Origin of the sequence: Leptospira dzoumogneensis (assembly GCF_004770895.1) — a bacterium.
Classification (GTDB): domain Bacteria; phylum Spirochaetota; class Leptospiria; order Leptospirales; family Leptospiraceae; genus Leptospira_B; species Leptospira_B dzoumogneensis.
On the sequence record NZ_RQHS01000019.1, the window covers coordinates 147,268 to 171,054 of the forward strand.

Here is a 23,787-nt window from a genome sequence, read left to right on the forward strand (position 1 = left end):
ATGTTTCGAAGTGAAGAATGGTTATTTCATTGGTTTAAGTTAATCTTCTTCGGGAAAAGTAGTAAAGGCGGAAGCTAAGTTGTCATTAGTAAAAGTTATTTTAAGTCATTTATATTCGGAACTTCATCCTCTTCTACTGGATTAGAAAACTTACAATAAAGGTCAGTCACACAGTTAATCTCGAAAGCCGGATGATCTATAATTCCCCTGCTCCTTAAATTGTCTCGCTCTAATTGAATTCCATCAACGTGGATCCAATTCTCACATTCCGTTCGGAAATCAAATAAGATTACTTCACAATAGATCAAGTATTCATAATGCTTCTTGCGCTCAACCTCACTACCCATTTTCTGAATGAATATTTTAATATTCTCCTCCGTAACTAATCTCATTTTAAAGTAAGCTAATTCCTTATTTTGATGGAACCTTATGTCTTCATATAAGGTATTTAGCAAAAGCTGTATCTTTCTAAAATGATCGATTCCCACGGAATCTAGTTGTTTCCAAAGCTTATCGTCTTCTATTTTACTCAAAATTTTAGTCCCAGTTCAAATATTCAGTGGCTGAAGAAAGAAAGGGCTTAAGGTAAAATTTAGATGATATTACTGGAGATGAATGATTTAATATCTTTTGAACAGCTATACTGCCAGCTTTCTCCATTACCTTCTGCCCAATGGTATGTCTCAGTGAGTGTGCATGAATGCGACGACCGCTAAGAGTGAAAACACCCCAGGACTCTATGGTAAACTGCAAACCTCTCTTAGATAATGGTTTCCTAATATGTTGGTTTTTTCTTGGTCTAGAATGAAAGAACCAGTCGGATTTGATTCCAAACCTTAAGTGATACTCTCTCACATGAGTAAGAATTTCTTCGGTAAGAAGAGAATACGCTACCTTACCGCCCTTTTTTCTATACTTAATAAGTATTTCATCCTCTGGTGATCTTAAAATATTTGAAAACTTTAAAGAAACTACTTCTTTCGCTCTCATTCCTGTTTGGGACATTACAGAGAAAATTGCTCTATTACGATATTCTGTTTCTGTGATGGGTTTGGAGAACCTTTTCTTAAGTTCTCTCATAGTTTGATCACTTAAACCTTTTCCAAATGCTGACCCTTCCTGATCAGTAATTCTCGGAGGCTTTCCGGATCTCTTTCGAGCAGAATCTAACTGGATAATTTTTGCAGTCATTGCCATGATAATACCCAAACAAATTTGTACATATCATATAATAAGTATTATTCAAAATCTGTAAAGAAAAAATTCCCTTGTCAACGAGCGTCTAACGGGTAGTTTTGACCGCGATTCTGACTGCACTTTTGTGTTGGTTCTGTGCAGTTGATGGATTAGTACTATGGTTTTCCCTATATCCGAGGAAAATAAAATTTGAAGATAACAAAGTTTAAAGCAAGCAAAGTATATGATTATTTAGAGTTCGATATTAACTTCGATGCAAATTTAACATTTCTCACAGGAGTAAATGGTAGCGGAAAGTCTACTATTATTAAATTAATACAGGCTCTTTTAACTCCTTCTTTATCTGATCTTTTATCCATTCCATTCTCAGATGTATCTTTGAGTTATACTGATGGTGGTCAGGAAGTATTAGTAAAAGCTCTTAAAGAGAACGAAAATTTAGAGTTAATTGTATCTAACAATGAAAGGAAAATGAAGATCCAAATGAAGAGCACGGATGAATATAAATTCATTTCGGCAAGGTCTATGGGGGAGGAAGAAATTTTTGAGTATTTCAATAGAAAATATGCGGATCATGATGTTTTCAAATTTCTGACAAATGTTAATCCTCCAATGATATTAGGATTAGATAGAACACATAAAGATATTCTAAATGAACCTGAAGAATATTACGTTGAAAGAAACTATCTTAAGAAGACTCCCGTAAATTATAGATTTCGAAAAATTTTCAAAGGTTCGTTGGCGGCAGGATTATTTGAAACGCAAGATTTGATTCAGGATGCTTATCGACGGCTTCGAAGGGAAGAGGACAAATATTGGGAAGAATTACGGGAAAGTATTCTTGTTTCTTCATTTAATTATGCAAAATTCAATGTAGATGAAGACTTTAAGGGACAAGTCCCTTTGTGGACTGAAAAGAATGATTTAAAAAGGAGAAAAGGTGAAATTCAAGCTGCGTTAACTAATATTGGTGTATCTAGTGAAAGAACAGAAACGGTTTTAGAGGAATTTTTTTCGCAATTAAATAATTTATTTGATAACTTACGAGTGGGTAAAGATCAACCAGGTTTCAATATCGAGTGGATTATTAATAAAGCACAGATTGAAAGACTTTCAGGACTTATTAAAGTAATAGATGATCATAAAGCAAAAATTGATGTATTATATAAACCGATTACAAGATTTCTAGAAACTATTAATTCATTTTACTTAGATACGAAAAAAAAATTAGAAATAGATACTGTAGGACATTTGATAATTATTCGTGCAGATGGTTCTTTTGCAGAAATAGAAGCACTTTCTTCTGGAGAAAGACAGTTACTTATAATATTTGCTCACCTTTCTCTTAACGAATATGCAAAGAAGAGCAACGTTTTTATAATAGATGAACCTGAACTTTCATTACATTTAAGATGGCAAGAGCGATTTGTAGACACAGCAATTAATGTGAATTCATCTAATCAACTAATACTTGCAACACATTCCCCAGAGATCATTGCCGGTTTTGAGCAAAAAGCAATAGATGTAGGCAAAAATGCTTGAAAGAAGTATTAAGGGAAAGAAGGCTAAAGCTGTTTTCTATACTTCTTTCAATGATATTGATGTTTTTATCGAGGATACAGGACCAGGAAGTAAGAAACTCTATGAGATATTACTGTCTAAAATATTTAAAACTGCGTTCCGTGTTAATACAGTATTTCCACTTGGAGGTAAAAAATCTGTTATTGATGAATGCAAAGCTGACGTTGATTTCAGTAGGAAAAAAATATTCATTGTTGATGGAGATTTAGAACTTTTGTTGGGAAATAATCCAACAGGAGTTTTTCGGCTTTTTATTCTTAAGAAGTATTGCATTGAAAACTATTTTATAGATGAAAATGCAATTCTTGAAGTTCTCGATGAAGAAGACATAGAGCAATCAAAAGAACAATTAAAGAAACTATTTGATTATGAAAATTGGAAAATAAATAATGAAACAATATTATTTGATCTTTTTGTTCATTTTGCAATTTCGCATAAATATTCAATAGGAATAGCTACCGTTAGTAATCCTATTAGTCACTTAGTATCATCAAGCGATGGTATAATTGACTTAGCAAAATTCGAAAAAAGAAAAATCGAATTAATTTCAGAAATGTTACGGGTTATTGCTACTACCGACATTGAAAGTTCATGTAAGGAAATTTTTGAACGAGTAGTTAAGTCTAATGTTAATCCAATTGATTGTATATCTGGAAAAGATTATCTCTTAAGGCTGATTTTGATGAGAATGAGGCAGATAGTTAAGTTTCGAGCAGATAATTCAGTAATAAAGCAACGTTTGGCAATGAAAGTTGTTCATCAGGATTTTTATGAAATCCTTGATTATCTAAATTCATATTAATTTTTCGAATTCATTATGGATATATTTAGAGAAATATACGAAGAAGCAAAGAAAAGAGTTGGCTCCCCTATAGTAGGAACAATTTCTTTAACTATTTTATTTTGGAATTTTGATCCAATCTATCGCCTAGCTTATCTTTCTGCTCAAGGTTTAATTGTGACTCACGTTGATCTTGAAATATTTAACAATGAATTCTCTCTATGGCGACCGATTATCTTAGGCTTATTATTAGTTCCGTTCAGAAGAGGTTTAGAATTACTTGGGTCTTTTTCATTTGTATTTCTTGAATCTATTTATAATCGCTGGCTTCAAAGAGCAGAAGCTCCAAATTTTAGTAAAAATATACAGAATTTAAAAAAGATCGAGACTAAATTGAAATCTGATTTGCAGCGGATGAAAGAATTTGGAAATGGAATATTTAAGATACTTACGAAGGAAAATTTAAATAGGTTTGCTCAAATTTTAATTAAAGTAGAAGACTTTACAATTGCAAATGTCAATGAAACTGCAGGTGTCGGTGATATTTTAGCTTATAATATAAAGACTGCCGAGTTTCAGAAGATGGAGAGAATACATGAGCAATTCAATGGGATTCTTGCTTATCGACTTACGAATAAAACTGGGATAATTGTTTTCTCTGGTATTTTACCTTCCGACATCCTGCCTATTAATCACAATGGAAAAATTGAAAGTGGGTTTTACATTTATGATTTTCAAAAATATAGATTTATCCATACTACTCAATCAGGTCTGAATGTTATTGGAGAAGTAATTGAAGGAAGTTCAGAGTTTAAAATTATTAATAACTTTAAAATTGATAACAGTAAAAATCCATTCAGTGAAGCAGGCTTTTAACTTCCCATAACATCCAATCTGTCTCTTTAACGATTCCTTTCCTATGGGCATCCTATTTATATACAAAATCTCCCTAAGTTGTGTTACTTCAACTGAAATAATTCTTCACAAAATCTTCTATTTACTCTTTCAAAATCCTTTTGTTCGAAGGTGCTCGGTATATTGGAACATTATATCGCTAATTAATTCAATTGGAAGCGACTTAATTTTGTTCAAGTTTGCGTCAGTATAAAGAATCGAATACTTTGAATCGGAATGGGTAATCGATATTTGATCAGATATCTTATTCCCTTCTTTAAGGGTGAAAGATACTTCTATTTTGCATTCAAGTCTTAACGCAGGCGCTCCTAAGATATATAGAATTGATCCGAAGAAACTTAAGCCATATGTAAAATATTTTTCTTTACACGTTAGCCCATTTAAACTCGCTTCAAGACTTAGATTTTTTCTTTTCCCATTCTTTATTAATAAGAATTTTTTCGATAACTCGGTTTCAATTCCTGCATTAAATATATTTAAAATAGGAGTCCCGAGATTATATCTTTTGGAATCCTCAATTTTATTAATGTCGTTAGTTCCATAGATTACAAGTGGGATAAGTGCAATCCAGCTTTTTCTTTCATTCGGAATATTAGGTCGGCTGTCGATCACCTGTGTGATAGTTAAACTATTAGTCTTTTCGCTTTGTAATATTTTGGGATTTTCTTTATAAAAGAATCCTCCACTATAACAGTTTAATAGAAATATTGAAAAAAGGGAAAAAACGAAATATATTTTCATTTATTTAAGCATGTTAGTTCATTTGATCCAAGATGCACTTATTTTTGTTTAGAATGAAATTCGAGTGAAGCTAATTGATCCAATAGAGATGTCATGGATGAATTAACTGCTTTTTCCAATAACTCCTTCGCCTGGTCCGAAACCTGCTGCCACCCAGTTTCTGTGTATGCCCAGTAACTTAATTTTTCCGTATTATGAATATTTATTGGAGGGTATGAATTTTTTCCTTTTTTAATTTCTACAGTAAGGTCTACGTTTGCCACAATGACTGGAAAATCTAATAAAGCTAATGTTAAGTATCTATATATTGTGACAGATCTTTCAACTTTCAATGAGTTAATTTTTACCTTAATATAAAAATCTCCATTCTTGTTAAATGTCAGAACATTACTTTTTTGAATGTAATTTGTAATGAGATTTTCTAGATATACTTTAACTTCTGGATTAGTATCGCCGCTCCAAATTTGCGGAGATATTGAATTCTTTGCAGTAATACCTTTTTCAAACTCTAGGGGACTTCGTAGGTCATCAATTTCTATGTTATTTATAGTCCCTATTGATCTATAAGTTTTCACTTCTGCTAAAGCAGGGTTTAGTTTCATTTGCGGAACAGCACAATTTATAACTCCGGTGAAAGCTAAGATTGTTAAAGTAAATTTCTTGAAATTCATAATTTTTGATTAATCGCTCTGTGAGCATTCCTTTGCAACTTGATCTTGTGTAAAGACGGTTCTTCCTGGCTGCACATTACCAAAAGAATCATATGTAGGTTGTGAAGCGTAGTAATTTATAGCTATCGTTAATGAACATTGATAATTACTTTCTGCAAGATTCGACTTATTGTTTTCAATTCGAGAGCCTCCGTCTGACGCCATCGCACCTGCAATTGGGTATGACCAACCTGGACCGAAATATGCAATAAACAAAGCTCCGATAATTTCTATAGAACCCACTAATACTTGAAAATTTCTTTCTCTTTTTGCTGCAATCGATTGGTTTTTTGATGCGCCTAATTTGTAGCCCATATATGCACCTTCGATAGTGCCAGTTAGTAAATATCCGTAAACTGCGCCTTGCTTTTGATAATCTAACCCGTGTTTGGAACTTGGATGATAAAAGGCTCTTCTAAAATCTTTTCCTACTTTTCTATTTTCAAAAGGTCGCCAACGATCATGCGAAATAAATGTCCTTTCTTGTATTGATCTTCCAACTCCTCCTGTATCAATCCGATTAGGGTCAAGCAAACCCATTGACTTAATAAAAAGAGATTTCTTTAACCAATTTCCCGCCTTACTCAAGGAATTACTTAACCAGCTATGTCCATTTGGATCAACACTATTTACCGGATTTCCGCCTACGTACATATAGCGATTGAGACCGTTAATTCCTTGATCAAAGCGGTCATCTGCCTGAGCAAATCTCCCTAAAAATGCATCATAATAACGTGATTTATAATAATACATTCCAGTTTCTGAATCTGACATTTGTCCTGTGAATTTATAACGGAAAATATCTGGACCGGTAGAATTAGCATAATTGATTTCGCCATAAGGTTTATATGAAATAAAACTAACACCGGATTGTCCTGGACCAGTTACTTGGTTCCCATATCCGTCAGTGAGCATAGTCGTGGAACCTAAATGATCTGTTTGATAAAAATAAGCTCCTACAGCTGGAGTTCCTGCTTTGCTAGAGGAGTTTGATTTGCCAGGTTGATTTGGAGATACTGGAGTTATATCTGAGTTGAAAGATGTGCCTGCTAATAAAAACCAAGGAGCATTCTTATGCTTTGTCCCCAAGATTCCATTGCAATCTTCTAGAATAAGTACTCCGAATACCGACAGCAGTAAAATAGGTGATCCTAACCCTACGTATTTCATTCTCTTAAGGACTTCGTTTCCTTTAAGGAAGAACGGATAACCTGCGTAAAGCAAGGTTAAGAAAAACAGGATATACCCGATTCGGGTATAAATAGTCGGAATTCCTTGATGAAAATATTTAGAATACGTAAATAATTGTATAGTCGGTGAAGTGAATCGGTTTTTCCAGTATTTTTCACAGTCTATCAAAACCCCGGAACATATTCCTGCATCATCCAGCCAACTTCTTATTTCAGATGCGAGAGAAGTGTTAGCTACCGTATTCTTAGTAACCAGAACAGCATCTTCTCTTGTTATCTGAGTTAAAATTTCTCCCTGGAATCCTTTTATGTATACTGTATGTTTAGAAGGAACTCCTGGAGCGTTTATGATCTCATATAGATCGTCAAAATAGTAAGTAAATGCATTCGTTTTCTTATTTAATGTTCGTATCCGGTTTCCAGCGTAATTGTAAGAGTATTCAATTTCTCCTCCATCCGCAAAGTCTACTTCCTTCATTTTTCCGAATGTATCGTATAAAAGAACATCCCCATTTCGAAATATCATGTTTCCAGAGGCATCATAGGAATAAGTGAGTGTTCCAGAAGTTTGGCTGTATGCTTTCGTAACTGCATTCACATGACTGGAGTCACCATAAGTAAAAGTATAATCTCCTTTTTGAATTAGATTTCCATTATCAGCATATACGTAGTTTTCAGTCCCATAATTTCCCACTGCTTTGGTAATTCGGTTATATGTATCGTAAGTAAAAGTTTGATTATTTACAGATTTATAATTGTCCGTAATCGTTAAGATATTTCCTGGTCCATCATACCCGTAGCTTAGATTGGAAAGAGTAGTTCCATCTTCTTTTTTAGATATTAATTGAGAAGTTCTAAAATTGATCGAGTTAATAACTGTATCTGTTGTAACTCCATTACCTGCGATTTTTCGGAATGTTGGACTACCATCAGCAAAGATTGGTCCTTCATATTTTGCAACACTGATTCCGACACTTGTTCCGTCTACTGAATCCATAGTGACTTCTTGCAAGTTGCCATTTAACGAATAAGATTGGTGGACTTTGGTTCCATCAGGATAAGTCAAATCCGTTTCTCGTCCAAGTGAATCGTATTCGATTTCATTAATCAATGCTATATCATCTATGGTTTTCTTTTGTAGAGTAGGTTTCCCCTGAGCATTGTAAGAAAATTCAGTCGATCCAGAAGAGTCTATTATCTTTGTTGTTCTTCCTATAGCATAGGAAACAGAATTTTCATCATAGGTATATGTAACGGGAGTTTCTCCACCACTTGCAGTTTTAGTAAGGACTCTGTCCAATGGATCGTAGGTGAGGTCTATGCTTTTCCCTCTAGCGTCTGTTTGCTTCAAAATTCGCCCTAGTAAGTCATAGCTAAAACTCACAGTTCCAGAGTTTTGGTCGCTTACGCTGATCCTTCTTCCAGATATATCGTATGTAAAGGTCGTGGTTTTTCCCGTTGGGTCTGCAATGATCGAAGGTTGTCCATTTGGTGCATAGGTTGTTGTGATTGTTTTTCCATTTTGCGATTTGGAAACTTCCTGCCCTAGTTCGTTTTTCACTGTTACGATCGTTTTTGTTTGCCCATCGGGATATTGAATACTTATTGTAGTCGTTAGTCCGTTATAAGAAATCGTGGTTGCGATATTTCCTCCCGAGTCTGGAGTCATTTCTCTAGTGAGTCTAAAGTCTGGATCGTCGTATTGATAAGTGATCCAAATAGGAGTCCCATTACTGAAATAAGGTTTTGTCTTTTTAGATATAGTATCCTTGGTGTAATCATAAACAGTATCTTCTATCAAGTTTACACCGCTAGTTGCAGTATCTGAAATTGTTCGAATAACTTTTCCCATTGGGTCCGTGTATTGCACCACTACAGTTTCTACTCCGCTTGTGGTATCTCTTACAATCTTCTTGATGGATTCATTCGAAGATAAATCGTTTAAATCATATTTTCCTGTATTTGAATATTCGTAAGATTCGTTCCAACCCTCATTTCCAGGATAAGTAACAGTAAGAAGTCTTCCGAAGGGGTCATAAGTCTTTGAGCTTTTAGCTCCGTTTGGATCTGTTTTGGATATCTCTACTCCTAAGGAAATATCATATTCAGTCTTTGTAACATGTCCAAGGGCATTTATACTTTGAGATGGAAATAGGCTTAAAGCAGCGTCATATGATAATGTTGTCGTAGCTCCAATTGCATTCGTAATTGTGATTGGATTGCCAAGCGAATCGTAAGTGAAAGTAGAAGTTTGTTCTACGCTATTTCCTGGAAATTGGGTTAATGAGTTTATACTGTCTCCAGAGTAGGAAAAAAGTTGATCTTGTACCAAACCTCCATCCACAGTCTTTTTGGTCCTAGTTGTTCTACCGATCCTCCAATTAGAAGTATCGTGGGAATATGTGTTTGTAGTAATTACTGTATGGTTACCAATTGTTTCTATCTGGTTTGTGGGAAATCCATAGTTATCGTAAGATATTTCTTCATTGGAACTTACTTCTAAATCTCCGTTATGATAAGAACTTTTAGAGATATTAGTAGCCGCGGAAATTTCAGTTCCATATGGATTTGGGAATTGAAAACCACTTTGGATGGTCTCTCTCATTAAATTGCCGGAAGAATTATAGCTTCTTTGGGTGCTTTCTATTCCTGCTAATCGATAATCAGTTTGGAAATATTCTGTAATAGTATAAAATCCAGTTCCAGAATCTTTTTCTGTAAAGGTTGCAAAACCCAAACCTCTTGCTAAACTCCTAACTCCGGAATATAATCTTGCATTATAATATTGGAATGTTTCTCCGATGGTTATGTTCGATCCAAGGTTTGTATTTAAGGTTGTTACTAAAAATCCCGGAGAACTATCTACCAAATTAGGGTAATCTCCCGTTCCTGATTGGATTGCTCCTGAATGTAGATGTTTTGCCGTATAACTTGCTGTAGAGGTTTGTACGCGGTTACTAACAGAAACCAGATCATCCTCTTGGGCAGTTTTTAGATTACTATTTCTTGCAAAAACATGTCCTTGGGTCTTATCCATCCAAAGTTTAACAAGTAAGGCATCTGCAAAACCATCTCCATTTGTGTCTTGGATTGTTAGCTTTCCTATGTCCGCTTTGTAAACCCCATTTGTGGTTTGTTCACTTAAAGCGAAAGATCCGAATCCGTAAGAGCTATTGTAAGTTAACGAGCCTGAACCGTTTGAGAGGTAACTTTCTACATTTTGGGAATCTTTATTGTATAAAATTACGTCTTCAAGTCCGTCCGCATTAACATCTCCGAAGTTAAACTGAGTTGCCTTCTTTCCATCGCTCAAGTTTAGATCACTAGAAATCTGAGATGCAAATCCGTTACCTGTATTTAAAGAAACTTTAATTTTAGTTCCGACTACAGTTAAAAAATCAGGGAGACCATCTGAGTTTACATCTCCAAAGAAGCTTTGTAGACGATCTGCACTCGTTCCTAAGTCATATTGGGAGGTAGCAGAAGTTTTTTTAGTTAAGTCGAAAGTCGTAACGTCCAAACGATATCGAATAGTTCCGTTAGAGTTGGCATTGATTGTATTTAGTTGGGATTGTACATTGCTTATCTGTGTATTTATTGGGCTAATTTCGTTTGCATATACCAGCTGTAAGTCATTCGTTAAAGTATTTGAAGCTAAGATTGTTCCACCTGCGAGAGCAGCTTGTAATTGTGTAATGTCTGTATAATTTACATCCGTATTGAGACAGGCTACGTTTTCACCAGAACTATTGAGGACGAGAACGATATCATCCATTGAATAATTAAGTGATAAACTTGCAATATAGTAGGTACACCCTTTTAAATAATAATCAATTACCGAATTTAAATCGCTGCTTGAAACGCTGGATACACCTGAATTAATAATCGAGTTTAAAACATTGTTTTCTGTATTATATGTATTCGTAATAGTTTGAGCTTGGGAGTTAAGATCATCTAGTTGCGAGCTTAATGCAGTATATTGAGCGTTTTCACTATACTGAACTAAGCGAACATACTCTGACTTGCCGTCGGAATCCATATCAATAAAATCATTGATAAAATAATTAGAAGTTCCTGAGATTTGAATCGGATTTGCAAAGCTTCCCTTTTGGTTCAAATAAACATTAAATTTACTGCCATCGTAATGTATGAAATCTGCAAGACCGTTTGAGTCCATATCCGCGAACCAATCAGCAGGTGCTTTATCTGCTGCCATTCTTTTGGGATTTGTGCTGGAATATTCAAAAAAGTAGGAATAGGGGGCAAACACTGTCATATTCCTATTGGCAGCTGGTATGGCTACGTTGGAAAAGGACGTTGCACTTGAGAAAGAAGTTGATTTGGAATAAATTACGTTGAGCTTGCCTCCGTTTTCAAAGGCAAAATCAGTTCTTCCATCCCCATCTAAATCGACCGCTTGCGAAAATGTATTATAATGGAGAGGAATTATAGGACTTAAGAAGCTCGATGAAGAATCTATGGTTCCATTCTTCACAGTCCAAGCTCTCAAACGGATACTGTTTGTAGTCTCGGAACCAACTACACTTGCAAAATCTAGGATTCCATTTCCATCTATATCCATAGACATCCAATTGGTAAGACCTGACTGGATACCTGAAGCGCAGTACGTAGGACCTCCCCAATTATTATAATCTAAGCAGAGAGAAACTAGGTTTTCAAAGAAAACCTGATTACCTCCCCAGCAAGGGGCGTAAGCGGCGCATAAACAAGCAGCGGGACCGTAATTACAACTATCCCTTTCTGGGACAGGCATGCTCATCGAATATTGTAGATAATCTGCTAGTCTTTTTTCTGTAGCAGTTGCTTGAGTTGGAAGAGGATTTCCGAAATATGCGTTTGCATATACTAAAAGTCCACTCGGAACAAATAAATTCATAACAGAAGTCGTAGTGTTTAAATTGGTATCCGATAAAGATTGTAAGCTGAATCCGTCACTGCCGTATGTAAACGAAAGATCATCGTAGTCCTCAGATCCAAAAGCGTTCGATTCTCCTCTGCTTAAAGTAGTTAAAATAGATCTTCCTGACAAATTTCCAGAGGAATAATCCAAGCCATATCCACGAATCAAAGAACCATCTACAAATATTTCTATTTCAGATAAACGCTTTGTTGTTTGGACAAGAGAACCATAAGTATAATTTGGAGAAGAATCGGATCTGTCTTCATAACTGAATTGGATGCTTCGATTTTGATATGTAATTTCTTTCGGATAATATTCTCCGTTTGTGGCATCTTCTATATAGTTAACGTTATAGCCATTTCCGAAAGAATCTCGAACTTGACTGAGCGTCCAAACTCTTATGGAACCGTTTCTGCTTAAGGCTTCAATTCTAGAATCTGCCGTAGAGCCGAATGTATATGTAAGTCCATCTTTATCCGTTGCAGTCCACGAACAGGGTCCGTCTCCGCATATCCCACTTGGGATAAATTGAATCCAGGATTCTTTTCTGGAATGGAACTTTATACGACTTCCAGAAACATCTACTAAAGGTCCAGCAAGCGATGAGACAAAATCATCTGTACTATCATATTTTACCCCGAATCTCGAATCTCTTGAAATAAAATGAATCCCTTCTAGGTTCCACCCGACTCCAACAATCCCATTGCCACTTCCGGATAGATACGATAAAGATATTCGAGGTATAATTCCCTTGGTTCCTTGAGGTAAAACGATTTCTATATCTGAGGATAATGAGCCTGAAGGAGTGGCAGATAACTTAGGCAATCCTTGAGGGATAAGGTTGCCAGTTAAGCTGGCAATAATGGATTTGATTGAAAATCCAGAGAGTATTGGAAAAAGAAATAGGAGTATTAAATATCTTTGAACCATTTTTAATTTCTTTGGTTCCCAAAATTTTCTAAACGAATGAATTTTTAACATGAAATCTCAAAACTCCAGACTTATATAATACCATTTCATTTTTTAAAACAGACATGTGCTTTTTGCAGTTGTATCGTGAAGTATAAGTAAAAAGTATGTCAATAGGAATTGATGATTTTTAAAAATTTTCGTTATGCGAAATTGCTATAACGTTTGGAAAGAAAACTGAATTGAGAATTAAGCTCCAAACAGACGCTCGATCCACAGTTACATTCAATAAACTTAATATAACTAGTGCCTGTTCGGCAGGAGTTTGTGTTTTATTATTTCTTTTGTCTTATGTTCCTGTTTTTGCAGCGGAAATTCTCCTGCAAAATGGAAGTGCTTTTATAGTTAAAGAAGTTTCTGAGAAGAATGGGAAAGTTTTTACATCCTGGAAAAGTCATAGTTATAGTATTCCGAAAGAGGATATACTTAGAATTGATCCAAGTAAAATTGGTCCAGAAAATTCCTATACATATACAATTGTAACTCTATCGGATGGAACTGAAGTACGTGGTATTTTGGTCGAAAGAGCACATGATACTATTGTTTTAAAAACCGACCAAGGATTCGTTTCGTTAGAATCCTCTAAAATCCTTAAGATTCATCCTTCCGATAATTTTGATTTAAAGCCAGAATTGTCTGAAGTATATTTAGTCTCTTCATCTTCAAATGATTGGAGACTTGGACTTCAATTATCCGGAAATGCATCATTAGGGTCTTGGGCTAACCTGTTTCCACAAACATATGGAGCAGGTGGTTTTATTGAGAAATCTTGGGGCATTAAAAATTCTTTCGCTGGATTTCAATCGGATTACTCCTATGGAAACTCCAGTAACGGTAAACTTTCAATATGGAGTCAAACTTTCTACTATGGAAAGAGTTTCGGAAATTCAGCACCTTATATTCTATTTGGGATAGGAGCTAGCTCTATTTCTTGGACTTCATCAGATCGTAGTCGAGGTGGTGTTGATCCAAGTGTTCTTTTGGAATTTGGTTGGAATTGGGATAAGCCGGGACGATATATTTTCCGACTTGGTCCGCAAGTTCAGTGCGCTATTGAATCCGATTCAAATTTATGTAGGGTAGGAGTTCGTTTTTCCTGGGGACTCTATCTATGATAAGGATTGGAGTCTATTTTATAATTCTTTCATTATTATCCGCATGTCAAAATTCCGTTTTATCGGGTATTGAAGATGAAACATCTTCCAAGATTGAATTCGCTTCAATTACAAAGCTTGGACCTAATAATGTAACAATTCTATGGAAGTGTTCTAGGTTAACTAAAGGATATTTACTCGGACCTACAGGAATTTTTCCAAGCTTAACGTCTGCAAAGACCCATATAATGGAAATTTCAGGACTAAGTCCTCAAACCAATTATGAAGTTTTTGCATCTTGCGAAAAACCAAATTTTTCTAATGGCATTCCTATCCGATTTAGAACTTGGGTTTCAGCTTCTCCTGAAAAGACGCAAGGAATTTGGATAGTAGGAGGAATCGGTTCCGATGGCAATCCTGTTTCTCAAATAGATTTATTTGATGCAAATACAGCAACCTGGTATCCAACAATAACGAGTGTCCCGACCCCTAGAGCGTTCGCTTCTATAGTTTCTCACAAAAACCTAATATATATAATCGGTGGTTTAGAAAAATCGGGATCAGTATATTCAACTTCTTTAAAAGTAGAAGCCTATGATCCCTATAATGATATTTGGATCACTAAGGCAGATCTACCGCAAAGCTCTTTAGGGGCAATTGCCGGTTCTATAGGAGATGAAATTTACGTTATCTCGGGAAGCGGGTCGGCAACGGTGACAACGTCTCCAACTTTGAACACGGTTCTGAAACTTTATCCAGATTTGGGAACAACTGGACAATGGCTCTCTTATACTTCTAACTCTTCTATTTTATCAAGAACAGACATGTCCGGATGTAGTATTGACGGTGTGATCTATTATTCTGGCGGAAGATCTGTAAGTAATGGATCAGTCCAATTTGGAACCGATGGCTTTATTCCGACTGCGAATACAGTGACTGGAAGTAGTGAACCATCTATCAATGTTGCGAGGTCCGGTGGAGCGGGAGTTTGTGTAAATCCTGAGCCAAAAGATTTATATCCATCCGATAACCAATGGTTTAGTGTGATTGGTGGATCTATAGTGACAGATACTTCTGAGCCGATCTCTGCACTAACGTCGAGTGCAAAAACAGATTTTCATCAGCCAGGTTCGACATCATTTTCAGCGGGTCCAGATCTCCCCCAATCTCTTTATGCTCCTGCATCACAAATATCTTATGAAACAAGAAGGATATATGTCTTTGGTGGAGCGAATAACTTGAACACTCCATTAGATACTATTTATTCCATAGATTCTGCATCACCAGTAAGTGGATCGTGGAACACTCTCTCAAGCACAATGCCTATTCCTCGTTTCGGACACCAAGCAATACGGATAGATAGATGAAATACCTTATATTCTTTACGATTTTAGTTTTTCTTCACTACGGAATTTCCGCAGAGAATCAAGATGAACTTTCCAGAGCAGAAATTTTACTCTCTGAAGAAAAATATAGAGATGTAGAAAAATTAATATTCCCTCTTTTAGATGAAAATCCGGTAAACTCGAAGGCAGAATATTTACTTACAAAGGCATGGGTTGGAATTGCAAGACAGGAGCGGAAGAAAGGTAACATTAGGATCGCAAGGGAATATTATAAAAAAGCCCTGCAAAAATGGTCATTAAATCAAGAATTGCAAAACGAAGTTACAGAAATGGAGTTGAGTTCTTTAAATCATAGACTCGTTACTTCAAATATAAAGCCAACTAATAATTCTGAATGGACAGATCTTTTGAAAGAGATTAGAGATGATCTTCATATAATTAGGGAAAATCTTCAAAAAGAATCCAATACATCAAGCGGTGGAATCAGACAGTATATCCTTTACGTAGTGATCGGGCTATTAGTAATAATTTCTATACAATTAGGTATTTTAATTAGAAAATGAAATTATTAACTTTGGATTTTAATTATAATATTTTCTCAAGACTTCGGATAAATAAATGAAAAGAAAAAGTTTCTTTATTTTGATATTTCTTCTATCCCAATGCATACTTCCTGATCGAGATAAACAATCAATATCTTTTAATCCTGATACCGTCAGAGATGAAAAGTTGGACGTTATAAAAGTTATTCAGATATCGGATCACGATATAAAAGGAAAAATCATATTACTTAAGTCAGATTCTGATTTTGTAGATCATCTCCTTTCTAACTTTGTTGTCGATAATACAGAATCTGCCTTAATTCATTTATCTCAAGACTATTTGGTTGGTTTAATCATAATTGAAAATGAATCAGATGATCCCGAGCCATTCTCAATTAGAAATCTAAATCTACAGCTTGACGGCAAAATGTTAATCCCGCTGAAACCTGCGGATTATCCCAAACAGGTTCGTTGCTTTAATTGGAAAGGGACCACTAAGAATTTCTATAATTTCGTAGCTATATCTGCTGTGACAGTTTATACGGTCAGTGCTATGTTTGGCTGCCTTGAAGGAAGATGCGAAGGAATGGAATATCTGAAAAAGGAGACAGATTCACAACCTCCTTCAAAAGCAGGAGGAAACTATTTTTCAGATCTTAATTTTGTGACTACACTCGAATTTAGTTATAACACTGAAAGTGAGAAAGTCTTAATAAAGCCGAAATCCCTGTCAAAGGGAGTAGTCCTTTATAAGAATCCATTTCCACCAGAAAATATTAAGGATTATCTAACTAAAGGGAATTGCACAATTAAATAGCGGCTCACTTTATCTGGGTGGGATGGTTATTCAATATCCGTTCTCATTGGAATAGTAGCCAAGTAGCTCATGTTCTTCGAAAATAGCTATTGTAACCGGATCGGAGATTACCTCGATCATTCCTATTTCCCCAATCTCAAATACGTGCATTTCTCCGTAAGTATCAAATAGTAGAACCTCTCCAAAATCAAAAGGAGCGGATATAATTCGCTTATTCTCTAAATCCTCAGTTAGGAAAAACTTAAAAACTCCTACAGTAGATTCACCTTCCCAGGTTGTTACCTTTAGGATCTGCTTATCGAAGCAGGAAAGGAAATTTAAAATAACTTCCTTCCTATCTAGAAGAGGATCTTCAATTTCTAATGTTAATTTATTTAGGTTATAATTATCATTCATTTTCAAAATTGTTTAAAACCATCAAAAGCTAAGTTAATCTTTCATTTCCCTTGCTATACGATTTAAATTAGTGCAGATACTTTTAACCTTATCATCCCACTCAGGATTCTTATATCCCAATATTCCTTTTATATTCATCAGATAGGTCCTCTTCCATTTATAATCAAGAACATCTTCTGGTTCTCTGCTATAGGAATTTAAATTAATACAATTCCTCTTAGCACAATAATCCCAATCAAAATTTTCAATGTTCCTTCCTACATCCTCAGCGGTACCTTTAAGATTATTTACCTTTTGAACTTCTATCTTCGCTGAATATTTATATTGATATTCATACTTAAGAGTTTCGGGAGGCAAAGAAGAAAAGTTGTTAAACTCCAACAAGACCCATTCAAGACTAAATCTCTCCCTCGGCTTTCTGAAAAAGGCATTTAATCTGTTCGTGCTTACTCTAACACAAACATTCCATTCTGCATGTTTAGGATCTTTTGGTTTCGGCAACATGTATTGCCTTAAGTAGCTATCTAAGTTCACTACGGATTTCTGAGCACATTTACCCCAAGTATAGAATACTGGAGGCTTATCTCTTTCCCGGAGGAAGAATGCATATTTCAGTTCCAGATTATTTGCTATTTGTCCTGCAAACTGATGAGGAAATTTCTTACGAAGTCTTTCTTCTTGCTGAGAATCCATACTTCTCCCCCTTATGTTTAACAATATCAAAAGCGATCTCCACTATCTCTTTTTCGGTGTGATATCTCTTCAGCTTAGAAAGTGGTCCTAAGACTATACAAATATTCTGAAATTCATGCTTTCCACCGAGCCTCAAGGGCTTTATATGTTCTGCTCTTGCACTGTCTGGACTCAAGTGTCTTCCTGTAAGAAAGCATATCTCATTCTGAGAACCCAATTTCTTATAAAACTCCGGAGCATCGAATTTATAGTTCTCAGTTTCCATTAGCGAACCTCCTTTTGAAGTTGGTTCTTTATTCGTGGAAATTGAGTATATAAAAGATGTGGCAAAGAATCTGATCTCTGGACTATAGAGAAATCTACCCTTCTGTCGTGTGATTCTTTATTAAAGAGCTTTCTCTTTTGAATTAGACCATACTTAAGCCATTTCCTTAAGATGATCATAAGAGTTCTTTTATCTAGCTTAAATCTATCTGCGATGTATTGAACTGATGGGTGTTCTCCAGAAGTTTCTTTATAATATTGAATTGAGTTCCATATTTTGAAAGAGAGGTTTTCATATTTTAGCTCTCTCTTTCTTTTGTGCTTTGATTTTTGATTATCTGACCAAAAATCATTAAACCTCTTCATTTCACCTGCTAAAGTTTTTCTCCTTCGACTTATAGCTTCAGCACTGTTAAGAACATATTTGTTTTGTTCTTTATCCCTCCTTAACCTTTCTTCATTTTCAAGCTCCTGGTATTTCCTATTTTTGATAGCTTGGAAAAGCCATTTTTTAGTCTCTTTGGTGCTTCTTCTATGGGGATATTTTTCCTGTCCAATCCTCACCACCGTCGCAGACCCCGCTCCGGTAGATCGTCTTACCCAGAAAAAATGAGATCCGAAACACCTCTCAGTTATACAATCTAGTCCAAAAAACTTCGCAGTCTTAATAAAACTAAACTCATCCAAATATAACTTACTATATTCTGGTTTTATATAACAGTAACTACTAAATGATGATTTCAGTAGTCTAAAATTCCCTTCAATAGTTTGAGAATGTACATTATGCTTTTGGAATCTATTTCTAGCAAAACCAGAACGAGACTCTTTAGATTTACTCGAATGGTTTACCGATCTATGGTTCTTGTAGAGATTATATAAGTAGGGATAACCTTGGTCTGTAAAAAGAGGTACGCTATAAGGAATTTGTTCTACTAACAGTGGTCCTATTGTATTAGCTTTAGTATCAGAAACACTCTCAAAGAAAGCAGGACCATTCTGTACACAGATACCATGTACCAAAGTCCCTATTTGCCTCCCCCCAAGGCTCTTATTCATATATATAGAGCTAGTAAGACCACCATGTCTGTATCGGGATCTTCCCTTATTGGCTCTTTGACTAGTACTGTATAAAACACAAGAATCAGCAGATACATAGGGTTTTAAGCCCATTTTAGGAGCTACATCTGTTTCTATATTAGGATCTAGTTTAAATCCTTTATATTCTTCTTCCAAGGCTTGGTAAGTAAGAACTTTATATTTTGGTAATTGATCAGAACAGAATAACTGGAATCTTCTTTTTAGAGTTAATGCACTCTTGTATTCTATTCCAAGTCTTTTAGAAATCTCTGTTGCTGTAAGAACTTTAGGAAACTGTAAAAAGGATTCATGGAATACCACTCCGAACATATAGAGAGGTAGTTTTAATCCCATTAATGGTGTATAACTAAGACGAGACTGTTGTCGGTGGCATTTACTACAGCGTATTATATCTGGTCTAGTAGAGATCTCTTTATCTAAGATTCTTTCTTCGCAAGCAGGATTAATACATTTCTTTGGATAGAAATCATCTAAGAACTTTTTGGTAATTTTTTCATAGAAATCTGTATCAATACCTGATTGAAGCTTTCTATACAGTCTAATAGAGGAGAGATGTTTTCTTAAATTCTTAGGATTGCGCTCTGTATTCTTTTTACCTTCTTCTACCCTACTCTCTTCAGTTACTAAAGTTAAATATTTTGCAGGTTTGTTAACATTCAACCTAAGAGATAGGATCTCAGTCCAAGAATTTTCGGAATTCTTAGATAGATCTATCTCCAAGAACTTGTCTCCGAAAGAACAGTTTTTTGATTTTTGGAAAGGACTTGGTTTATTCTCCCAAGGCAAATTCGACCAGTTGATCATGATAGAAAGAAATCTATCTTCTTATATACTAGATGAAGAAAGCGCAAAAGATGCAGTAGCCTTAAAACAAAAAATTTCGGAATATTTTGCTCCTGCTCAGAATGATAAAAATTTAAGACTACTTTATCCTTCTCTTATCCTGGGTTCTTTTACCGGGATCCTGCGTTATCACCGGATCCACGAAAATAACATAGATCCTTCCCTTTTGGAGCAATCTGCCGAAATGTTATGGGAAGGGTTTTCAAAAGTCCGGCAATCTCCAATAACGAAAAAGAAAGAAAAACAGATAAAAAAAGCCTAAAATCCAGGATGGGATGAGTTTTTTTGTCGGAGTTTATCCCCGATAGGATAGATAAAATAAGTGTTAAAAACTTATTTACCAGGTAGAAATAGAACTAAGGATAAAATCGTCCTTTTATTATTAAATACCTTGTCAAGATAGCAAAATGCGGGCTCGTCTTTTAATCTTTTTAGTTGGATTTGGAATGTTATGCAAACCAATCGAAGTGCATAACCCGGCCATCCCATTTTCGGATGCTTGGTGGGAAACTACCTTTGTACGCTGCATTTTGGGGGAATTAGATGTTTGTCTTCCCGGGCCTGCTATTAGCGGAAGCCTTACCGCAAAATTCGTAAGCAATAATTCCGGAGCAGTCAATTCTTCCGACCTTACTTGGAGATCGGATACTGCCGGACCTTATGATGTCCGAATAGATTCTAGTTCTTGCACAAGCGGCACAAGTTTAACTACCGGAACTGCAGTCGCAAACTCGGATAATTTAGCTTCGATCAATGCGAGCCTTCTTCCTTTTGGAACAAGTTATATTAGAGTTTGTGTTACGGATCCGGTCGAAGATCTTACTGGTTCCGGGATTTTCCAGATCGTTCGGGATGATACTTATCCCACTACGAGCACAAATCCTGCAGGCGGCGCATATAATTCTTCTAAAAATGTTTCCATTATTTGTTCGGATATTGGAGGAGCAGGTTGTGATAAGATCTCTTATGTTACGGACACTTCTACTCCGGATATTGATGGGCCAACAGGAACTATAAATGTAGGCACTCAATATTCTACTCCTATCAATGTTGCCGCGAATTCTACCACTTCCTTTAAGTATGTTGCAAGAGACAAGGCGGGGAATGTATCCTTAGTTGACAGCGCAGACATCACAGTGGATACAGTGACTCCTACGATTTCCGCTACAAGCCCAAGCAACAGCGCAACTGGAGTAGCACTTTCTCCAGGATCAATCAGTTTGAATTTTGCGGAACCGATGGACACATCCGCTACAATGTCCATGACTACAGAAATTTATAATGGAACTTCATGGGTAACGATCCCAAACAGCAATTCATTCTTCGATTGGCAGGATTCTCAAACTTTAGTCATTACGATCAGTTGGACCTATTTTCCGGAGAATTCCCAGATCCGTTGGACTATTCCTTCTAGTTCTTTAAAAGACTTAGCGGGAAACGGAGTCTCGCAACAAGCTACTTTCACTACTGCGGCAGGAGCCACAGTAACAGGAGGACAAGTCTACTCCGGCCCAACTGCACACGGAACCTATACCGGCGATATTACTACTACGGATACTTCTACAGGTTTAGTTTGGAAAACTTGTTGGGAAGGAAGAACGGGACCTGGCTGCGCTTCCGGTTCTACCACAAATTCTACTTGGGCAAACGCGTTAGACGGATGCGCCTACTTAAATTATATACATGGCCCTGGAATAGGATATGCGGACAGAGAAAACTGGAGACTTCCTAGAGCGGAAGAATTGTACTCCTTGGTAGAAGGAGGTGCGGATCCATTCATAAACACTACTGCGTTCCCGAATCCTGTATCTCCCGCAACTTGGACGGCGTCCAGAGGGATCACAGGGTCCCCAGCGGATCAATACGCGAGGACCGTAGTCTTTATGTATGGAATTGTAAACCAATTCGATAAGAGCCTAGGTTATGCGATTCACTGTGTAAGCGATTGATCTTACTTTGCTAACAAGCTGGGATGATATCCTTCCGGGGTCTCATATCCCATAATATCTAAGATAGTAGCCGCAACATTCGCAAGCCCGGGACTTTGTAGATCTGTTCTTAATTTAATCCCGTTTTCAGGGTCCAAAACGCTAAAAGGAACCGGATTTAAGGTATGAGAAGTTTTAGGAACAGGTTTGCCTTCTTTGTCCTTCTCGACATTTCCTTTTTTGTCTAGTTGGTACATCTCGTCCGCGTTTCCGTGGTCTGCGCTCACTAATAGAATCACATTATTTTTTTTGCATGCTTCTGCAAGGCGAGCCATACATTCATCCAGAAACTCCATAGCCTTGACTGTGGCTTGATAATTTCCGGTATGACCTACCATGTCCCCGTTCGGGAAATTGATCCTGTAGAAGTCGGAATGATCCTCGGCTAAAACTTTTTCAAGTTCCGCAGTGATCGCTCTGGCTTTCATCTCGGGAGTTTGATCGAATGGAATTACGTCGGAAGGAATTTCCTTATATTCTTCGCTTTTAGGATCGAATTTACCGGAACGATTTCCGTTCCAAAAAAAGGTTACGTGTCCGTATTTCTGTGTTTCGGATAACGCGTATTGGTTGATCCCGGACTTTGCCATATATTCGCCTAAGGTGCGATCTATTGCGGGTGGACTCACTAAAAAACGTTCAGGCAATTGTAAATCCCCGTCGTACTGCATCATTCCCGCGTAACATACTTCCGGGAAATTTCCTCTATCGAATGGTCCGAAATTTTTCTGAGTGAACGCTTGCGAGATCTCTATCGCTCTATCCCCTCTGAAATTCGTGAATACTACCGAGTCTCCGCTTAGGATTTTCCCAACAGGTTTTCCCGATTCTTCCACTACAAAACTAGGAAGATACTGATCGATTACTGCAGGATCTTCCTTTCTAAAAGTTTCGATTGCAGTTTTTGCATCCGGGAAGGTTCTACCTTCTCCATGGACATGGATTTTCCATCCTCTTTCCACCATGGACCAATCCGCTTCGTAACGGTCCATTGTGATCGTCATTCTTCCTCCGCCGGAAGCGATCTTTATATCTGCACCTTTAGATCTAAGCGAGGTCAGCCATTCTTCGAATGGGATCAAATAATCCAAAGCGGACTTTTCAGGCACGTCCCTTCCGTCTAGAAGAATATGCAATCTGATCCTTGGGACCTTCTCCCGTATCGCTGCTTCTATCAAAGATCTTGTGTGATCTATATGTGCATGAACATTTCCGTCGGAAAATAAACCGATCAGATGAAGTGTGGAATTTTTGGTTTTAGTATTTTCTACTATTTCTTTCCAAGCTTTTCCTTCGAATAACAACCCTTCGTCGATAGAGTTATTGACTAACTTAGCTCCTTGATCAAAAATGCGCCCGCAGCCCAAAACATTATGACCTACTTCCGAGTTTCCCATGTCCTCATCGGAAGGCATACCAACTGCAGTCCCATGTGCTTTCAAAAGTATCGTGGGAGATTCTTTCCAAAGCTTATTTAGAAAAGGAAGATTGGCGCCTGCAATCGCATTCCCGAATTCGGGGCCTTTAGGAGTATAACCTACGCCGTCTAAAATTACGAATAATACCTTTTTGGGAGAGAAGGGAGTCTTTTTCTTTAGTTGCATTCTATTCCAGGAAAGCTCTTCCTCATGCTTCGTCAAGAGGATTCACATAAGGACTTCGGCATACACCCTTCGGTTTATACGGGTTTTATCGAAAAAG

The 23,787-nt window shown here is 36.6% G+C and carries 19 protein-coding genes; 9 read left to right on the top strand and 10 right to left on the bottom strand.

Features of this window, described 5'->3' with window-relative positions:
• Nucleotides 1-95 precede the first annotated feature (95 nt).
• Both EHR06_RS14270 and EHR06_RS14275 read right to left on the bottom strand, forming a co-directional pair.
• Complete coding sequence (locus EHR06_RS14270; protein WP_135757618.1) at nt 96-533, bottom strand: LIC_13246 family protein; 438 nt, start codon at nt 531-533, stop codon at nt 96-98.
• Nucleotides 534-537: 4 nt separating this feature from the next.
• On the bottom strand, nt 538-1,197 hold the full coding sequence (locus tag EHR06_RS14275; RefSeq protein ID WP_135757619.1) for a site-specific integrase: 660 nt from the start codon (nt 1,195-1,197) through the stop codon (nt 538-540).
• Nucleotides 1,198-1,386: 189 nt separating this feature from the next.
• Between EHR06_RS14275 and EHR06_RS14280 the strand changes: the two genes are divergently transcribed.
• From EHR06_RS14280 to EHR06_RS14290, 3 genes are read left to right on the top strand one after another with little or no spacing between them, the layout of a single operon-like run.
• The gene (locus tag EHR06_RS14280) at nt 1,387-2,739 is read left to right on the top strand and encodes an AAA family ATPase (protein ID WP_135757620.1); all 1,353 of its coding nucleotides are present in this window, start codon (nt 1,387-1,389) and stop codon (nt 2,737-2,739) included.
• Nucleotides 2,732-3,580, top strand: a complete 849-nt coding sequence (locus EHR06_RS14285) for a DUF4435 domain-containing protein (RefSeq protein ID WP_135757621.1) — start codon at nt 2,732-2,734, stop codon at nt 3,578-3,580. The genes EHR06_RS14280 and EHR06_RS14285 overlap by 8 nt, the downstream gene beginning before the upstream one ends.
• A gap of 15 nt (nt 3,581-3,595) precedes the next feature.
• Complete coding sequence (locus EHR06_RS14290) at nt 3,596-4,435, top strand: hypothetical protein (protein WP_135757622.1); 840 nt, start codon at nt 3,596-3,598, stop codon at nt 4,433-4,435.
• Nucleotides 4,436-4,564: 129 nt separating this feature from the next.
• On the opposite strand, the gene EHR06_RS14295 is transcribed toward EHR06_RS14290, so the two are convergent.
• From EHR06_RS14295 to EHR06_RS14305, 3 genes are read right to left on the bottom strand one after another with little or no spacing between them, the layout of a single operon-like run.
• Entirely contained in the window at nt 4,565-5,215 is a 651-nt protein-coding gene (locus tag EHR06_RS14295; protein WP_135757623.1) for a hypothetical protein, read from the bottom strand.
• A 38-nt stretch (nt 5,216-5,253) separates the two neighbouring features.
• Nucleotides 5,254-5,886 carry a hypothetical protein gene (locus tag EHR06_RS14300; protein ID WP_135757624.1) on the bottom strand — a complete coding sequence of 211 codons (633 nt, stop codon included), beginning with the start codon at nt 5,884-5,886 and terminating at the stop codon, nt 5,254-5,256.
• Nucleotides 5,887-5,895: 9 nt separating this feature from the next.
• Entirely contained in the window at nt 5,896-13,017 is a 7,122-nt protein-coding gene (locus EHR06_RS14305; RefSeq protein ID WP_244288609.1) for an RHS repeat-associated core domain-containing protein, read from the bottom strand.
• Nucleotides 13,018-13,187: 170 nt separating this feature from the next.
• Here EHR06_RS14305 and EHR06_RS14310 point away from each other — a divergent pair, with 170 nt between their 5' ends.
• Genes EHR06_RS14310 through EHR06_RS14325 form a run of 4 tightly spaced genes read left to right on the top strand, consistent with a single transcriptional unit; the run spans nt 13,188 to nt 16,804 of the window.
• The gene (locus EHR06_RS14310; protein WP_135757625.1) at nt 13,188-14,120 is read left to right on the top strand and encodes an LA_3334 family protein; all 933 of its coding nucleotides are present in this window, start codon (nt 13,188-13,190) and stop codon (nt 14,118-14,120) included.
• Nucleotides 14,117-15,466 carry a Kelch repeat-containing protein gene (locus EHR06_RS14315; RefSeq protein WP_135757626.1) on the top strand — a complete coding sequence of 450 codons (1,350 nt, stop codon included), beginning with the start codon at nt 14,117-14,119 and terminating at the stop codon, nt 15,464-15,466. Before EHR06_RS14310 ends, EHR06_RS14315 begins: the two co-directional genes overlap by 4 nt.
• Complete coding sequence (locus EHR06_RS14320) at nt 15,463-16,008, top strand: hypothetical protein (protein WP_135757627.1); 546 nt, start codon at nt 15,463-15,465, stop codon at nt 16,006-16,008. The genes EHR06_RS14315 and EHR06_RS14320 overlap by 4 nt, the downstream gene beginning before the upstream one ends.
• Before the next feature lie 55 nt (nt 16,009-16,063).
• The gene (locus EHR06_RS14325; protein WP_135757628.1) at nt 16,064-16,804 is read left to right on the top strand and encodes a hypothetical protein; all 741 of its coding nucleotides are present in this window, start codon (nt 16,064-16,066) and stop codon (nt 16,802-16,804) included.
• 30 nt (nt 16,805-16,834) lie between these two features.
• Here the strand turns inward: EHR06_RS14325 and EHR06_RS14330 are convergent, their stop codons facing one another.
• The 4 genes from EHR06_RS14330 to EHR06_RS14345 are packed head-to-tail and all read right to left on the bottom strand — an operon-like array spanning nt 16,835 to nt 19,975.
• Nucleotides 16,835-17,200, bottom strand: a complete 366-nt coding sequence (locus EHR06_RS14330; protein ID WP_135757629.1) for a hypothetical protein — start codon at nt 17,198-17,200, stop codon at nt 16,835-16,837.
• Nucleotides 17,201-17,233: 33 nt separating this feature from the next.
• Nucleotides 17,234-17,893, bottom strand: coding sequence for a hypothetical protein (locus tag EHR06_RS14335; RefSeq protein ID WP_135757630.1), 660 nt, complete (start codon nt 17,891-17,893; stop codon nt 17,234-17,236).
• On the bottom strand, nt 17,862-18,158 hold the full coding sequence (locus EHR06_RS14340) for a hypothetical protein (RefSeq protein WP_135757631.1): 297 nt from the start codon (nt 18,156-18,158) through the stop codon (nt 17,862-17,864). The genes EHR06_RS14335 and EHR06_RS14340 overlap by 32 nt, the downstream gene beginning before the upstream one ends.
• Nucleotides 18,158-19,975, bottom strand: coding sequence for a transposase (locus EHR06_RS14345; protein ID WP_244288610.1), 1,818 nt, complete (start codon nt 19,973-19,975; stop codon nt 18,158-18,160). The genes EHR06_RS14340 and EHR06_RS14345 overlap by 1 nt, the downstream gene beginning before the upstream one ends.
• A 4-nt stretch (nt 19,976-19,979) precedes the next feature.
• Between EHR06_RS14345 and EHR06_RS14350 the strand changes: the two genes are divergently transcribed.
• Nucleotides 19,980-20,360, top strand: a complete 381-nt coding sequence (locus EHR06_RS14350) for a hypothetical protein (protein WP_244288611.1) — start codon at nt 19,980-19,982, stop codon at nt 20,358-20,360.
• A gap of 145 nt (nt 20,361-20,505) precedes the next feature.
• Nucleotides 20,506-22,047 (top strand): Lcl domain-containing protein, encoded by a 1,542-nt coding sequence (locus EHR06_RS14355; protein WP_135757632.1) that lies wholly within the window; start codon nt 20,506-20,508, stop codon nt 22,045-22,047.
• 2 nt (nt 22,048-22,049) lie between these two features.
• Here the strand turns inward: EHR06_RS14355 and gpmI are convergent, their stop codons facing one another.
• A complete protein-coding gene (gene gpmI / locus EHR06_RS14360) occupies nt 22,050-23,690 on the bottom strand; it encodes a 2,3-bisphosphoglycerate-independent phosphoglycerate mutase (protein ID WP_135757633.1) in 1,641 nt (546 codons plus the stop codon).
• Nucleotides 23,691-23,787: the final 97 nt, after the last annotated feature.